The sequence below is a fragment of the Mycetocola saprophilus genome (genome assembly GCF_000718085.1).
Classification (GTDB): domain Bacteria; phylum Actinomycetota; class Actinomycetes; order Actinomycetales; family Microbacteriaceae; genus Mycetocola; species Mycetocola saprophilus.
Genome location: NZ_JOEC01000001.1, coordinates 940,860 through 956,235, shown reverse-complemented (window position 1 = coordinate 956,235; position 15,376 = coordinate 940,860). Strand labels below are relative to the sequence as shown.

Annotated in this window: 12 protein-coding genes and 1 other RNA gene; 8 read left to right on the top strand and 5 right to left on the bottom strand. The window is 68.0% G+C overall.

Annotation, left to right across the window (positions count from 1 at the left end; all coding sequences use genetic code 11):
* The first annotated feature begins 54 nt into the window (after positions 1-54).
* Complete coding sequence (locus IE92_RS0104190; protein WP_030143621.1) at positions 55-1,389, top strand: enolase C-terminal domain-like protein; 1,335 nt, start codon at positions 55-57, stop codon at positions 1,387-1,389.
* Positions 1,390-1,471: 82 nt separating this feature from the next.
* On the opposite strand, the gene IE92_RS0104185 is transcribed toward IE92_RS0104190, so the two are convergent.
* The 3 genes from IE92_RS0104185 to IE92_RS16400 all read right to left on the bottom strand — a co-directional run bounded on the left by IE92_RS0104185 (position 1,472) and on the right by IE92_RS16400 (position 5,087).
* Complete coding sequence (locus IE92_RS0104185; protein ID WP_030143620.1) at positions 1,472-2,707, bottom strand: ROK family transcriptional regulator; 1,236 nt, start codon at positions 2,705-2,707, stop codon at positions 1,472-1,474.
* An 80-nt stretch (positions 2,708-2,787) separates the two neighbouring features.
* Positions 2,788-4,377 (bottom strand): GH39 family glycosyl hydrolase, encoded by a 1,590-nt coding sequence (locus tag IE92_RS0104180; protein WP_043321992.1) that lies wholly within the window; start codon positions 4,375-4,377, stop codon positions 2,788-2,790.
* Between the two features lie 272 nt (positions 4,378-4,649).
* Positions 4,650-5,087: an acyl-CoA thioesterase gene (locus IE92_RS16400; protein ID WP_081864069.1), complete on the bottom strand. Its 438-nt coding sequence runs from the start codon at positions 5,085-5,087 to the stop codon at positions 4,650-4,652.
* A 184-nt stretch (positions 5,088-5,271) separates the two neighbouring features.
* Here IE92_RS16400 and IE92_RS0104170 point away from each other — a divergent pair, with 184 nt between their 5' ends.
* From IE92_RS0104170 to rnpB, 3 genes are all read left to right on the top strand, one after another.
* Complete coding sequence (locus IE92_RS0104170; RefSeq protein ID WP_030143617.1) at positions 5,272-6,090, top strand: Nif3-like dinuclear metal center hexameric protein; 819 nt, start codon at positions 5,272-5,274, stop codon at positions 6,088-6,090.
* A gap of 34 nt (positions 6,091-6,124) precedes the next feature.
* The gene (locus tag IE92_RS0104165) at positions 6,125-6,880 is read left to right on the top strand and encodes a zinc ribbon domain-containing protein (protein ID WP_051701869.1); all 756 of its coding nucleotides are present in this window, start codon (positions 6,125-6,127) and stop codon (positions 6,878-6,880) included.
* Positions 6,881-6,949: 69 nt separating this feature from the next.
* An RNA gene (gene rnpB, locus IE92_RS17185) (RNase P RNA component class A) lies at positions 6,950-7,311 on the top strand.
* 59 nt (positions 7,312-7,370) lie between these two features.
* On the opposite strand, the gene ppgK is transcribed toward rnpB, so the two are convergent.
* Both ppgK and map read right to left on the bottom strand, forming a co-directional pair.
* A complete protein-coding gene (ppgK, locus tag IE92_RS0104155; protein ID WP_030143614.1) occupies positions 7,371-8,135 on the bottom strand; it encodes a polyphosphate--glucose phosphotransferase in 765 nt (254 codons plus the stop codon).
* Positions 8,132-9,007 (bottom strand): type I methionyl aminopeptidase, encoded by an 876-nt coding sequence (map, locus tag IE92_RS0104150; protein WP_030143613.1) that lies wholly within the window; start codon positions 9,005-9,007, stop codon positions 8,132-8,134. Before map ends, ppgK begins: the two co-directional genes overlap by 4 nt.
* 33 nt (positions 9,008-9,040) lie before the next feature.
* Between map and IE92_RS0104145 the strand changes: the two genes are divergently transcribed.
* The 4 genes from IE92_RS0104145 to IE92_RS0104130 all read left to right on the top strand — a co-directional run bounded on the left by IE92_RS0104145 (position 9,041) and on the right by IE92_RS0104130 (position 15,310).
* Positions 9,041-9,226 carry an SPOR domain-containing protein gene (locus IE92_RS0104145; RefSeq protein WP_030143612.1) on the top strand — a complete coding sequence of 62 codons (186 nt, stop codon included), beginning with the start codon at positions 9,041-9,043 and terminating at the stop codon, positions 9,224-9,226.
* 118 nt (positions 9,227-9,344) lie between these two features.
* On the top strand, positions 9,345-10,700 hold the full coding sequence (locus tag IE92_RS0104140; RefSeq protein WP_030143611.1) for a glutamine synthetase family protein: 1,356 nt from the start codon (positions 9,345-9,347) through the stop codon (positions 10,698-10,700).
* A 2-nt stretch (positions 10,701-10,702) separates the two neighbouring features.
* The gene (locus tag IE92_RS0104135; protein ID WP_030143610.1) at positions 10,703-13,714 is read left to right on the top strand and encodes a bifunctional [glutamine synthetase] adenylyltransferase/[glutamine synthetase]-adenylyl-L-tyrosine phosphorylase; all 3,012 of its coding nucleotides are present in this window, start codon (positions 10,703-10,705) and stop codon (positions 13,712-13,714) included.
* Positions 13,715-13,915: 201 nt separating this feature from the next.
* Entirely contained in the window at positions 13,916-15,310 is a 1,395-nt protein-coding gene (locus IE92_RS0104130; protein WP_156027385.1) for a cutinase family protein, read from the top strand.
* Positions 15,311-15,376 lie beyond the last annotated feature (66 nt).

Genomic DNA, 15,376 nt, shown 5'->3' with positions numbered 1-15,376 from the left:
CGTTTCCAAGACCCCTGGCAAAGCAGCCACCACCCCGAAACGGAACGCTAGACAATGACGACTTCGCCCGATCTCCCCTTCGCCCTCACCGCCGCCGAGCCCACCGATGGTGTGGTGCTGGCCCGCGCACCCTGGGACATCGACCCCGCCGACCTCGACCGCGACGACACCGTGCGGATCACCGGCGTCACCACCTTCCTCACCGCCCCACAGGGCTGCCCCTACGTGATCGTCCGGGTCGAAACCAACGTGCCCGGCCTGTATGGACTGGGCTGTTCGAGCGACCCGCAGCGCACCCTGGCCATCGCCTCGGTGGTCAACGACTACCTCGCCCCGATGATCATCGGCCGCCCCGCCGCCGACATCGAGGACATCCACCGCCTACTCCTAAATAGTGGCTACTGGCGCGGTGGATCGATCGCCAATAACGCCCTGGCCGGGATCGACGTGGCCCTGTGGGACATCGCCGGCAAGCGCGCGGGCCTGCCGCTGCACGAGCTCTTCGGTGGACGCGCCCGCAATGGTGCCGCCGCCTACACCCACGTGGATGGCTTCACCGCCGGCGAGATTGCCGACAAGGTTTTGGCCGCCACCGAGAAGGGCTACCGTCACGTGCGTGTGCAGGTTGCCGTGCCCGGGACCGACACCTACGGAACCGCCGCCGCCGATGCCGCCGAGGAGCGTCGCCGGCACCTGCGCGAGGATCGCTGGGATTCGCTGTCCTACCTGCACCACGTCCCGCCGGTGCTGGCCGAGATCCGCTCGCTGGTGGGCGACGGTGTCGAGCTGCTGCACGACTCGCATGAGCGACTGACCCCCGCCCAGGCGCGGCGCTTCATGACCGAGATTGAGCCCGCCCGGCTGTTCTTCGTGGAGGACCTGCTGGCTCCCGAGGACGCCGATCACTTTGCCGAGATGCGCCTGGCCGGATCCACCCCGCTCGCGGTGGGAGAGCTGTACACCGAGGCGTCCCAGTACACGCGCCTGTTCACCACCCGCTCGATCGACTTCGCCCGGCTACGGATCCCCACCCTGGGCGGGCTCACCACGACCCGCAAGATCCTGGCGGCCGCCGAACTGTTCGGCGTGCGCTCGGCCCCGCACGGCCCGGGCGACGTCAGTCCGCTCGGCCAGGCGGCGAACGTGGCGATGAACGTGTCCTCCCACGCATTCGGCGTGCAGGAGGCGGCCGGATTCCGTGAGGCCACTCTCGAGGTGTTCCCCGGTGCCCCGGTCGCCCGGGGCGGCGTGCTCTACCCGAGCACCAAGCCCGGCCTCGGCGTGGACTTCGACGAGGCGGCCGCCCGGAAGTACCCGGTCACCGCCCCCGGACAGCACGACCGCTGGGCCCTGCTGCGCGCGACCGACGGCGCGGCCCAGCGTCCGTAGCCCCGGTGCCCTGATTCGCAGGAACCCCGTTGTGAAACATCACAACGGGGTTCCTGCGTGAGAGGCGGCGGTTGGGCGGTTCCTACTGCAGCACCAGCGACTGCGGCTGGACCGAGAGCAGGGTGTCGAGCACGAGGGAGGCGGCGCCGATGGCGCCGACGGCGTCGCCCAGGGCGCTGGTGGTGACCACCGTCTCGCGGGTCTTCTCCACAAACGGGGAGGCGTCCACGATCTCGCGCACGATCGGCAGGAATCGTTCGGCCAGCAGGGTCCAGGCGGGACCGCCGAAGATGATCAGTGGGGCATCCACCAGGGTTGCGGCGGCGGCAACTCCGCGGCCAACCCGGCGCGCCCAGCCGTCGATGATGTCGCGGGCCTCGGCGTCACCATCGTGGGCGATGCGGACCAGGTCGACCAGGGCGTCCTCGGCCTCGGTGGGGGAGACGGGCAGGCTCAGCCCGGTCAGCACGCCGCGGCGCACCCCCTCCTCCGCCAGGTCTCGGGTGGTGCAGGACGCATCCAATCCGCCCACCTCGCCCGCGTTGCCCGAGACGCCGCGCAGCACGGTGTCGTTCACCACCAGGCCCATGCCCGATCCGGTGCCGATATAGAAAAACACAAACGTGTCGACATCGGCGGCCGCGGGCCCGGCGGCCCAGCGCTCGGCGATGACCGCGGCGGTCACGTCCTTGTCCAGAATGACCGGCAGCCCGGTCAGTTCGGCCAGGCGCTCCCGTACGGGGACACGACCCCAGCCCCGCAGCTGCGGGGGATCGATGATGACCCCGGAATCCAGGTCGATCGGGCCGGGGGCAGCCACCCCGAGACCCAGGATCCGGTCCCGCGGAAGCTTCGCACTCTCGATCAGCTCGGACACCAGGCGGGCGATATCTCCGAGAACCCGGTCGGGCTCGGTCACATCGTGCATCGGGTGGCGGCGTTCGGCCAGCACCGCGCCGGTCACGTTCAGCACCGCGACGGTGGCGACCGCCGGGTCCAGGTGCACACCGATCGCATAGTAGGCGTCGGGGTTCAGGTGCAGCAGCGTGCGCCGCTTGCCCCCGACCCCGGCAGCCGAGGGAACCACGGTGCCCTCATCCAGAATCACGCCCTGATCGATCAGCCGGCGGCAGATATTCGAGACCGTCTGCGCCGAGAGCCCGCTCGCGGTGGCCAGCTCGACCCGGCTCAGCCCGTCGGGGGCGCGACGCAGCGAATCCAGGACCACCGACTCGTTGAAGTTCTTGAGGCGGGGCAGGTTGGTGCCGCGGCGCGCGGAGACCGGCGTCTGCTCGGTGAGGTGCGAGGGTCTGGCCATGGGTGGCGAATTTCCTTCCGGGACTGAACGGGGTGTGGGCCACGGCTGCGCTGCCGTCGCCCACACCGTGCTGCGTGGGCCTAGGGTAGTTGTCGCAACGCAACAATCGCCCAGGGGGAAACCTCTAATTCACTCGCGAGAATACCACTCTCATCGGCTGAAACCGTGAAAAGGGCGGTGGCACGCGCGCCGCGGTTGATCAGCGCCAGTTCCTCGCGGGTCGGGGCCTCGGGCTCGCCGAGTTTCCGCCACTCGGCGATTGCGTTGCCGTGTTCCAGATCCAGGGTTTCCACCTCGAAACGGGTGCTCGGAGCGAGCCCTTCCAGACGGATACTCAGGGTCCGTGGCGAGCCGATCCGACCGTTGGCATCGGCGACCTCGCGGGAATCAAAGGACGCGGGGATCGACTTGGGCTGCTCACTCGGATAGTGGTAGACCAGCGCGCTCAGGCGCCCAGATTCCGCGTCCCGGCTGAGAATCGTGCCGTCGGTGCGCGCGATCAGCTCATCACCCAGGCCGTTCAACATGCGGTAGGCGTGCAGGGTCGGCTTGGGGATGCCCGGCAGGGTAAACATGCCAAAACCTCCGTGGAAGAGTTCGTCCCCGGCGCCACCCTCCTCAAACACGTCGGTGAAGGCCCAGTAGGCCAGCGAGTCGACGGTGCCGATCGAGTGCAGGATCGTGCGCACCACAAACGTCGCCGCGGGCACGGTGTCGTGGGTGTGGTCTCTCGGCGAGGAGGAGGAGCTCCACTCGGTGAGGTGGATCTCGGCGTTCGGGTAGACGCTCTCGTCGACGATGCGACGAATGGTGGCCAGATCGGTCGGGGTGGCATCCACGCCGCGGGTTAGCTTCTCGCCCTGGCCGTGCTCATCCAGCGCCCAGTCGGTGGGGTAGGGGTGGGTGGAGACAAAATCCACCGGGAGGTTGTGGGCGGCGCAGTATTCCAGGAAGGCGTCGAGCCAGACCGGGCGCCAGTCCAGGGTGTCCAGGTCGTCGCGGCCGGCCACGATCTGCGCACCGAAGTCCTCCTTTTCCCCATCGAAGCGGGTGTCGGGCACGAAGTTGGAGGTTGCCGGGCCGCCCACGCGCAGACCCGGGTCGATGGCCTTGATCGTCTCGGCGCTCACCCGGTACAGCTCGAAGTACTCCGAGCGGGTGCCGTGGAAAAAGCCCCAGAGGTTCGGCTCATTCCAGACCTCGAAATACCAGGTGCGCACCTCGGCCAGGCCATAGCGGCGGATCCAGTGTCGCATCAGGCGGTCGACCAGCTCGGCCCAGCGTGCGGAGTCGGTGGGCGGGGCACCGTGGGCACCCCACCAGAACACGGTTTCGGTTTCCCGGGCCAGCGCGCGCGGGCTAAAGCCGAGCTCCACGAAGGGGCGGATGCCGATGTCGAGCAGCGCGTCCACCAGTGCATCCACGTACTGGAAGTTGAAGACCGGGGTGCCGTCCTCCTTTTCCGTGTAGACGAACATGTCGTCGTGGAAGAGTCCGTGGAAGCGGATATAGCGGAAGTCGGCAACCGCGCGGGCTTCGGTGAGCTGGCGCTGCCAGTCGGCGCGCAGGCCCTCGTTTGCGCGGCCGGCACCGACCACGGTGCTCCAGTAGTGCGTAAGCGGGGTTCCGGGGGCGGCGGCGTTGCCGGAGAGGATCAGGGGGGAGGTCACGCGGGGGTCCTTTCGACGGTGATGTGGACGGTGCGGGCGAGCATGAATTTCGCGCTCGGGCTCTGATGCCACTTTATAGTAAATCAAAAGGATTTACTATCTGTCGGTCGAGGAAACACGCGTCGCCCCCGGAAGCGGGTTCCGGGGGCGACGTGGGGCGATGCTGGCCTGTGGGCCTGTGGGCCTGTGGGCCTGTGGGCCCGTGAGGTCGTGAGGTCGTGAGGTCGTGAGGTCCTGGGGTCGGGGACCCTCGGGTTCGCGGGGTGTGTCGGCTAGACGGTCACGATATCCGCGGGGCTGATGCCGTGCGGCAGTCGGTCACGATTCAGGGTGATCGTGTCATAGCCGTGGGGGACCGGGGTGCCCGATTCATCCAGGTTCACAAACACGATCTTCTCGATGGTCAGGATCGACTGGCGGGTGAACATGTTGCGCACCTCGGCGCGCATGGTCAGCGAGGTGCGACCAAAGTGGGTGGCGCGCAGACCCATCTCGATAATGTCGCCCTGTCTGGCGGAGCTGACAAAGTTGATCTCCGAGATCAGCTTGGTGACCACGCGGTGGTTACCCAGCTGGAGGATCGCGTAGATCGCCGCCTCCTCATCGATCCAACGCAGCAGGCTCCCACCAAACAGGGTGCCATTCGCGTTGAGATCCTCGGGACGCACCCACTTGCGGGTGCGGAAATTGATTTCGTGATCGGAGCTCATTGCTCCTCCTTCCGGTTCGGGGGACGGGAAGCAGGGAACGGCGCTGGTCGCTACGGGATTCAATCCTAAACCCGGGGTCTGAATGTGGCCTCGGTGTGTCGAAGCGTCGCGCGCGTCGGTTCCGTGCGCCGCGTTCTCGGCATGCCCGGAGCGCGCGGGGTCCGGGAGGCCGTATCCTGGAGTCGTGACCTACACACTGCAGCAGATCCTCGACGTGACCGAACGCCTCTGGCCGGCGCGTGGCGCATCCGATTGGGATGCGTCCGGGCTGATCGCCGGCGACCCACGCGAGCAGGTCTCCGCGGTGCACCTCGCGGTGGATCCGGTGGCCGAAACCGCCGCCGAAACCCTGGCGGTGGGTGCCCAGCTGCTGATCACCCACCATCCGCTCCTCCTGCGCGGGGTGACCTCGGTGGCCGCCGACCGCTATAAGGGATCGGTCATCCACACCCTGATTCGTGGTGGCGCCGCCCTTCTGGCCGCCCACACCAACGCCGATGTGGTCGAGGCGGGTACCTCGCAGGTTCTTGCCGATCGCCTGGGTCTGGTCGAGACCACACCCATCCTGCCCGGTGAATCCCCGACCCGCGGGATTGGCCGGGTGGGCACCCTGCCCGAGCCCAAGACCCTGGGTCAGATCGCGCGCGAGCTCGCCGAGATCCTCCCCGCGACCGCGACGGGAATCCGCGCGGCCGGAGAATACGACCGGGAGATCCGCACCATCGCGCTGTGTGCCGGTGCCGGTGACTCCCTGCTGGGCGAGGCCGCCGTCCGCGGTGCCGACCTCTACATCACCAGCGATCTGCGTCACCATCCCGCATCCGAGGCGCGCGAACAGGCGCTGCTGGGGTCGGGCCCCGCACTCATCGATACCTCGCACTGGGCAAGCGAATGGCTGTGGCTGGATGCCGCCGCCGCGCAGCTCCGTGCCTCCCTGCCCGAACTCACCGTCACGGTGAGCGATATCCGCACCGACCCGTGGGACTTTGTTGTCACCCAGTGACACCATGCCTCCCACTCCCAGCGAAAGAGAACCCGTGAAAGCCACCGCCGCCGCGCAAGCCAAACTCCTCGACCTGCAGGCCATCGACGCCGAGATCACCAAGCTCGCCCACCGTCGAGTCAGCCTGCCCGAGCTCGCCGCCCTGACCTCGTTGGAGGCCGACCGTGACGCCGCCCGGGGAACCCTGGCCCGCGACCTCGGCAGCTTCGAGGACGTCAAGGTGGAGCTGGACCGCCTCGAGGCCGACTCGGTTGTGGTGGATGCACGCATCGCCCGCGACAACCAGCTGATCGAATCCGGCAGTGCCAACCCGCAGGCCCTCAGTGGCATTCAGGCCGAGCTGGAGTCGCTGCGCGTGCGTCGCAGCGTGCTGGATGAGGCGCAGCTGATCAGCATGGAGGCCGTCGAGGCCGCCCAGGCCGTCCTGGACGGCAGCCGCAGCGCCGAGGCCGAGATTACCGGGCAGATCCAGACCGTCGAGGCCAGCCGGGACGAGTCCCTTGAGGTCATCGCCGAGGAGCTTTCGGCCCAGGAAAACCTGCGTGGCAACCTCACCATCGGCATGGACGAGCCCCTGCTCGCCCTGTACGAGCGGGTGCGGGCGCGCGGCGGTGTGGGTGCGGCCCTGTTCCAGCGTGGTGCCTGTGGTGCCTGCAAGATTGCCTCCACCGGCAACGAGCTGGAGGCCGTGCGTAACGCCGGTCTCGACGAGGTGCTGCAGTGCCCCGAGTGCTCGGCGATCATGGTTCGCACCGAGGAGTCCGGCCTCTGGGGCCAGACCCAGGCCTAGCCGCTGCGGCGTGCGCCGCGCCGGTCCCGAATGGGATGCGGGCGCCGCGCGCGCTACAGTAGTGGTGAATGGGTCGGCAAGGCGATCGCGGCATCGGCAACGATGACGAGGAACGTCCGGGCTCCACAGAGCAGGGCGGTGGATAACATCCACCCGGGGTAACCCGCGAGACAGTGCAACAGAGAATAGACCGCCACCGGTTTTCCGGGGGTAAGGGTGAAACGGTGGGGTAAGAGCCCACCAGCGACCGGGGTGACCCGGCCGGCTTGGTAAACCTCGCTCGGAGCAAGATCAGACAGGAAACCATGGGGCTGCTCGTCCCGTTTCCGGGTAGATTGCTTGAGCCCGTCGGCAACGGCGGGCCTAGATAGATGGTCGCCCATGAGGGATTTCCCTCGGGACAGAACCCGGCGTAAGAGTCGGCCCATTCCCACCACGTAAAATGCCGTGGCCCCTCCGAATACTCGGAGGGGCCGCGGTGTTTCCGCGTCTACTGGGCGCGGGCCGCGAAGGCCGCAGCCCCCAGGATGCCCGCCTTATTGCGGTGTACCGCGGGCATGATCGGGGCGTCGAGTGTGAGCAGCGGCAGGAAGTGCTCGTGGTGCTTGGAGACACCGCCGCCGACGATGATGCGGTCGGGGGAGAAGAGGAACTCCAGCGTCTCGAAGTAGCGTTGGAGGCGTGCGGCCCACTCGGCCCAGTCCAGGTCGTCGCGCTCCTTGGCGCGGTAGGAGGCGCGGGTTTCGGCGTCGTGCCCGTCGATCTCCAGGTGGCCGAGTTCGAAGTTGGGAATCAGCGTGCCGTTGTAGACGGCGCCCGCCCCGATGCCGGTGCCCAGGGTGATAACCAGGCTCAGCCCGTCCTCGCCGCGGGCGGCCCCGAACTCCGATTCGGCGAAACCGGCGGCGTCGGCGTCATTGACGAAGGTCAGCGGACGTCCGAGCGCCTCGCCGAAGCGCGCGTGAGCATCCAGGCCGATCCACTCCTTGGACACGTTGGCCGCGGACATGGTTTTTCCCCCGCGTACAATCGCCGGGAATGCGACACCCAGGGGGACGGATTCGGCGTCCGGTCCCAGGCGGTCGATGATTTCGGCGACCGTCTTGATGATGTCGTCGGGCCGTCCACCCTCGGGGGTGAGGATCTTGACCCGGTCGCTGATCAGCTCGCCCGAGGCGAGATCCACGATGCCACCCTTGATTCCGGTTCCGCCGATGTCGATGCCGACGGCGCGTGCGGCGTGCGGGGCGCTCACTTTGCGCTCGGCAGGGTCAGCACGTCGGCACCGGTTTCGGTGACCACGAGGGTGTGTTCAAACTGCGCGGTGAGGCTCTTGTCCCGGGTGGTGACCGTCCAGTCATCCGCCCAGAGATCCCACTCGATTCCGCCCAGGGTCAGCATCGGCTCGATGGTAAAGACCATGCCGGGGACCATCACGTCGCTGTAGCGCGGCGCCGAGTCGTAGTGGGGGATGATGAGGCCCGAGTGGAACGCGGCACCCACACCGTGTCCGGTGTAGTCGCGGACCACCCCGTAGCCGAAACGCTTGGCGTAAGCCTCGATGGTGCGCCCAATCACGTTGACCTCGCGACCCGGGGCCACCGCGCGAATGCCGCGGCGCAGGGCCTCCTCGGTGCGCTCGACCAGCAGGCGGGTTTCCTCGGCCACGTTGCCGATCAGCAGCGTGCGGTTGGTGTCGCCGTGGAACCCGTCCAGGTAGGCGGTGATGTCGATGTTGAGGATGTCGCCGTCGCGCAGCACGGTGTCATCGGGGATGCCGTGGCACACCACCTCGTTGAGCGAGCTGCACAGCGACTTGGGGTATCCGCGGTAGCCCAGCGTGGACGGGTAGGCGTCGTGGGCAATCAGGAAGTCGTGGGCGATCTGGTCCAGCCGGTCGGTGGTGACTCCGGGGACCGCGTGCTCCTCGACCAGGGCGATCGCATCGGCGGCCAGGCGGCCCGAGCGACGAATACGCTCCACATCCTCGGCCGAATAGACATCCGAACCGGTGAACGGGGCGGGCGCCGCCTTCCCCACATATTCGGGTCGCGGAATGTGGGCGGGCACGTGACGCTGCGGCGAGACGATACCGGGGATGAGGTTTCCGAGGGAGTCCTGAGGCATAGGATCAGTCTAGGCCCTGATCAAGGAGGAACTATGGCAACCGATCCGACAACCCAGTATTGGTACAACTCCCGCACCGGAGCGGTGGAGCAGGGACTCGTGTCGCCCGCCGCCGACCGCGTGGGACCCTTCGAAACCCGCGAGGAGGCCGCCCACGCGATGGACAAACTGCGAGAAAATGCCGAGCGTTGGGCACGCGAGGACGCCGAGAACGACTAGTCCAATGTAAACAGGGTGTTTCGACTGCGCGAAACACCCGTCACCCCATTCCGGCGGGGGTGCTCGAACCACTAATCTAGACACAGCGAGCACGTGCGGTCGCGGGAAAGAGGAGCCCATGGATAAGCAGCGAGATTTCGTCCTGCGGACGATTGAAGAGCGCGGCGTGAAGTTTGTACGCTTGTGGTTCACCGATGTTGTGGGTACCTTGAAATCCGTCGCGATCGCCCCCGCCGAGGTGGAGGGTGCCTTCACCGAGGGCCTGGGCTTTGATGGTTCGGCCATCGAGGGCATGTCCCGTCGGTTCGAATCGGATCTGCTGGCCCACCCGGACCCCTCGACATTCCAGATCCTGCCGTGGCGCAGCGGCCAGGACCCCACGGCCCGGATGTTCTGCGACATCACGACCCCGGATGGTCAGCCTGCGAACACCGATCCGCGTAACGTCCTGAAGCGTGCGCTGGCGCATGCCGCCGACCGCGGTTTTACCTTCTATACCCACCCGGAGATCGAGTTCTACCTGCTGAAGTCCGCGCAGATCGGTCCCGAGGGTCCGATTCCGGTGGACTCGGCCGGCTACTTCGACAACGTCCCCGGGGGCACCGCACACGACTTCCGCCGTCGCAGCGTGCGGATGCTGGAAGACCTGGGCATCTCGGTGGAATTCAGCCACCATGAGGCCGGTCCCGGACAGAACGAGATCGACCTGCGCTACGCCGATGCGTTGGCCACCGCCGACAACATCATGACCTTCCGCACGGTCATCAAGGAGGTCGCGATCGAGCAGGGTGTGTACGCCACGTTCATGCCCAAGCCGATGTCCAACCAGCCCGGTTCGGGCATGCACACGCACCTCTCACTGTTCGAGGGCGACACCAACGCGTTCTTCGAGGCCGGTGCGCAGTACCAGCTGAGCAAGGTGGGTCGCCAGTTCATCGCCGGGCTGCTGCACCACGCACCGGAGATCACCGCGGTCACCAACCAGTTTGTGAACTCCTATAAGCGCCTGTGGGGCAGCGTCGGCAGCAACAACCTCGCCGAGGCTCCCAGCTACGCCTGCTGGGGTCACAACAACCGCTCGGCCCTGGTGCGCGTCCCGCTGTATAAGCCCAATAAGGGTCAGAGTGCCCGGGTTGAATACCGCGCGATCGACTCGGCGGCCAACCCCTACCTCGCCTACTCGCTGCTGCTGGCCGCGGGCCTCAAGGGCATCGAGGAGGGCTATGAGCTGCCGCCGGAGGCCGAGGACGATGTCTGGTCGCTCTCGGACGCCGAGCGTCGCGCGCTGGGCTACGCCCCGCTGCCCTCGAGCCTGGACAGCGCCATCTCGCTGATGGAGCGTTCCGAGCTGGTCGCCGAAACCCTGGGCGAGCAGGTGTTCAACTACGTGCTGGCCAATAAGCGTCAGGAGTGGGACGAGTACCGCGCGCAGGTCACGCCGTACGAGCTCGCCAAGAACATCGAAATTCTCTAGCGGTGCCGCGTCCGGCCACGGGCCTCAGTGTCCTCGCGCGGATCGGGTTTGCCGAGCTCACCGCCGCCCGCACCCTCATCGAGCAGCTGGGTGAGGTGGGGTGGCCGGTGGAGCCGGACACCCTGGAGGAGTTCGCGGCGGCCGCCGATCCCGATGAGGCGCTGCGCACACTGCTGCGCCTGGGGGAGACCCGACCGGATCTGCTGAGCGAGATTGCCCAGGACCCGTTCTGGCGTCGCGCGCTGATCCGGGTCATCGGCGTGTCCGAGGGGCTGGCCGAATTCCTGCTGCGCCACCCCGAGGAAAGCCGGGTGCTGGCCGAACCGACCCTGGTATTGCCCACCGCCAGCGAGATGCGTGAGCGTCTGGCCCTCGCCGTGGGTGAGGAGGACGGGTTTGCGAGCTTGCCCGAGCGTGAGGCGGTCATCGCCCTGCGGGTGGCCTACCGGCGCGAGGTGCTGCGCATCGTCCGGGTGGACACCGAGGCCGAGGATCCCCGCGATGTGCTCGATGGTGTGGCCCGGGCGCTCTCGGACGCGGCCGCCGCGGCGCTCTCGGCCGCGCTGCTCATCGCCCGCTCGGTGGCCGCGGATCCCGCGGGAGAGCTGCCCCGCTTCCCGCGCGACGAGGTCGCCGCGACCCGGCTGGCGATCATCGGCATGGGCAAGGCCGGTGCCGGCGAGCTCAACTACGTGAGCGATGTGGATGTCATTTTTGTCGCCGAGGCGGCCGAGGACGCCGACATCGACAACCAGCGGGCGATCGTGATCGCGACCCGGCTGGCCACGATCCTGATGCGCAGCATCTCGGAGTCGGCGATCGAGCCCGCGCTCTGGGAGGTGGACCCCAACCTGCGTCCCGAGGGCAAGCAGGGCGCGCTGGTGCGCACCCTCGAGTCCCACCTCGCGTACTACGACCGCTGGGCCAAGAGCTGGGAGTTCCAGGCCCTGCTTAAGCACAGGCATTTGGCCGGCGACGCCGAGCTGGGCGAGCGCTACCACCGGGCGATCGATCCGCTGGTGTGGGCGAGTTCGGGCCGGGAAAACTTTGTTGAGTCGGTGCAGCGGATGCGCGAGCGGGTGACCGCCAACATCCCGGCCGAAGACGTGAGCTTCCAACTCAAGCTGGGCCCCGGGGGACTGCGAGACATCGAGTTCACCGTGCAGTTGCTGCAGCTGGTGCACGGCTTCGCCGACGAGAGCGTGCGGGTGGGCGGCACCGTGGCCGCGCTGCGCGCCCTAGCGGATGCCGGATATATCGGGCGCGAGGAATCCGGCGAATTCATGGCGGACTACCGCCTGCTTCGGGTCCTCGAACACCGACTTCAGCTTCAGCAGATGCGTCGCACGCACCTGATGCCGCGCGAGGATGACGCCCTGCGCATCCTTGCCCGCGGCTCCCGCCTGGCCGCCTCTGGGGGCGATCTGGTGCGGCGCTGGGAGGCCACCAAGCAGCGGGTGCGCCAGCTGCATGAGCGCCTGTTCTATCGTCCGCTGCTGAGCGCGGTGGCCGAGCTGGGGATGGACGAGACCCGCCTGACCACCGCGGCCGCCGGCGCGCGCCTGGCCGCGATCGGTTTCCGCGATCCCGCCGGAGCCCTCGCGCACATTGCCGCGCTGACCAACGGCATTTCCCGCAGCGCGGCGATCCAGCGCAACCTCCTCCCGGTGCTGCTGCGCTGGCTGGCCGACGGCGCCGACCCCGACTACGGGCTGCTCGCCTTCCGTCGGCTGAGCGATGCCCTGGGCAGCACCCACTGGTTCCTGCGCATGGTGCGGGACTCCTCGGGGGTAGCCGAGCGCCTGACGAAGGTCTTGAGCGGATCACGCTTCATCGGCGAGCTGCTGGATAAGTTCCCCGAGGCCGCGGCCTGGCTGGAATCCGACACCCTGATGCATCCGCGGGATGAGGCCGCGCTGGCGGCCGAGGTCCGGGCGATCCGCAGCCGCTATAGCGAGCCCGACCGTGCGGCTCGCGCGGTACTGCGGGTGCGTCGCCGGGAGATCCTGCGACTCGCCCTGGCCTCGGTGCTCGGGGTGTGCGACGTGCGCACCATCGCCACCGGACTCACGGTCATCACCGAGGTGACCATCGGCGGCCTGCTGGATCTGATCCGCGAGGACGCGACCCTCGACGGCACCCAGCTGGAGTTTGCGATCATCGGGATGGGACGCCTCGGGGGCGGTGAACTGGGCTTCGGCTCGGACGCCGACATCATCTACGTGTATCGCCCCGTCGCCCTCGACCCCGAGCGTGCCGCCCGCGCGGCCGGGAAGATCGCCACCGAGCTCAGCCGCTTGAGTCAGGATGCCCGCCTCCCGCTGGATCTGGACCTTGACCTCCGCCCCGAGGGGCGCAATGGCGCCCTGGTGCGCACGCTGGACTCTTACCGCGCCTACTATGCCCGCTGGTCGCTCACCTGGGAGGCGCAGGCGCTGCTGCGGGCCCGCCCGATCGCCGGCGACCCGGCCCTGTGTGCGGACTTTACCGCGCTGGCCGACACCGTGCGTTACCCCGTGTCCATCGACGCGGCCGAGCTGCGCGAGGTGCGCCGGATCAAGGCCCGGGTGGAGGGGGAGCGCCTGCCCAAGGGTGCCGACCCCACCCGGCATGTGAAGCTGGGGCGCGGTTCGCTGAGCGATGTGGAGTGGTTCACCCAGCTGGTTCAGCTGGAGCATGCGGCCGGGATCCCCGAGCTGCGCACCACCAGCACGCTGGATGCCCTGCACGCCGCCCAGCGTCACCAGTTTGTGGGTCAGGAAGACGCCGATCAGCTCGAAAAAGCATGGTTGTTTGCGTCGCGCATGCGCTCGGCCATGACCCTGTGGTTGAATCGCACTACCGACGTTTTACCCCGAGATCGAGACCAACTGGAGGGCATCGCCCGCATCCTGGAGTATCCGGCCGGATCCGCCGGGGATCTGGAGCAGGACTACCTCCGGATCACCCGTCGTGCCCGAGCGGTCTTCGAACAGCTGTTTTATGGATGGGGGAGCGACACCCCCGAGCGCTAGCCCGTTTGTGTTTCCCTCACCATCGTTTCACCGAGCACCATCGTTTCACCCGAGATACACCGGACTCCCACCCCGGAGTCCACCCCGATTTGCCCCATCGAATCACCCAGCACTACTGCCCCCGAATGCAGCTTTACCCAGAGAAAGTGCCCGTCTCTCGTGCCCCGCAAGCACCCCCGTTACCCCGAATCCAACGCACGTGTGAAACCCCACACGGCGTTGCTTGCGGTGGGGCGGCGGCTGCTAAGTGGAAGCGGCGCTCCGCGCACCGTTCGTGCGATTGGACGCTCGTTTCTGAGCATGGTGGTGGTGTGCGGCGCACTGGCCCTGCCCGCGGTGGTCGCGCCGGTTCCGGTGCAGGCGGCCTCGCTGCCGCGCTTCAGCATGCAGAACTCGGCGACGTGCACCCCGGTGGCAATTCTGGCGTTCCGCGGGAGCGGCGAGGCCAACCTGGCACCCGGCGTGAGCGCGCTCGAGGGTGCCCCCACGCTGTACCCGCGTTCGGGACGCGTCACCAACGGCTGGGAGGGGCCGACCCTGGCCCGCCTGGTGGATGCCCTGGGCGGGGTCGAGCCCGAGTCCGGGTGGCCCGCGGGTTTCTCGATCGGCCAGGTTCCGGTACTCGGCGTCGGTGGCAGCGACGAGACCGGCTACACCGCGGTGCCTATCCAGGCACGCACCACGATCTTCGACGACATGATTGACTCGGCCGCCCACGGGGCCACCTACGCCGAGCGGGTCATGCGTGATTTTGCCGCGACCCAGCCGGTGGGCTGTCGCACCCGGTACATCGCGATCGGCTACTCGCAGGGGGCGATGGCCGCGCGCACGCTGGCCCAGGCGCTCCCCGGGCAGGTTTCGGCGATCCTGACCTTCGGTGATCCGTATCAGCAGCCAGCGGGTGCGGGTAATGAGCGTGAGATCGCCGGCCAGGGCATCATCCGCTGGTGGATGGGCGAGCAGCAGCGTACCCGAACCGACGGGTTCTACAACTTCGCCGGCTATAAGAGCGCCCTGTGTCACCCCCGCGACCCCGTGTGCAGCTACAGCTGGCTCTGGGGACTCGGCGCGCTGCTCACGGTACCCGAGCCGCACCTGAACTATCTGGAGGGCCTCGAGGGCGCCATCAAGGCGCGCGAACTGGCCGAGGTGGCCGCCGCGCTCTGGGCGGGGGACCGACCCGCCGGGCCGGTGGCACCGAGTCCCGCACCCCGGGACGGCATCGCCGATGCCAGCGCCCCGCATGCGGCACCGGCCCCGGCACCGCTGCCCGCGCTGAACTCGGCCACCACCGGGCTTGTCGGCCAGTCGATGGTGTTGGGCGCCGAATCCGGCCTGCCGCTGGGTGCAGCGGTGCACTATGAGTACGACACCACCGGCGACGGGACATTCGATCGCGCGAGCGATTCGCCGCTGCTGGAAATGGTCTTCCAGAGCCCGGGCGAGCACACCGTCACCGTGCGCATGAGCGCCCCCGATCTCGGCACCATCACCCTCACCCGTACGATCACCATCCTCGAACGCGCGGTACCCGCACCGGCCAGTAGCGCGGCCTCCGATCTTGGCCGGGGGTGCCGCGGAGACCCGATGGTCTAATGCGCAGATGCCGCGCTTGAATCAACGCTGATGGGCATCGTGGGACCCCGATCGGGCGCGCACGCA

Excerpts from the sequence above, each read along its gene's own strand:
- IE92_RS0104185 (WP_030143620.1), bottom strand. The coding sequence starts at position 2,707 with ATGGCCAGACCCTCGCACCTCACCGAGCAGACGCCGGTCTCCGCGCGC.
- IE92_RS0104190 (WP_030143621.1), top strand. The coding sequence starts at position 55 with ATGACGACTTCGCCCGATCTCCCCTTCGCCCTCACCGCCGCCGAGCCC.
- map (WP_030143613.1), bottom strand. The coding sequence starts at position 9,007 with ATGCCTCAGGACTCCCTCGGAAACCTCATCCCCGGTATCGTCTCGCCG.
- IE92_RS16400 (WP_081864069.1), bottom strand. The coding sequence starts at position 5,087 with ATGAGCTCCGATCACGAAATCAATTTCCGCACCCGCAAGTGGGTGCGT.
- IE92_RS0104145 (WP_030143612.1), top strand. The coding sequence starts at position 9,041 with ATGGCAACCGATCCGACAACCCAGTATTGGTACAACTCCCGCACCGGA.
- IE92_RS0104140 (WP_030143611.1), top strand. The coding sequence starts at position 9,345 with ATGGATAAGCAGCGAGATTTCGTCCTGCGGACGATTGAAGAGCGCGGC.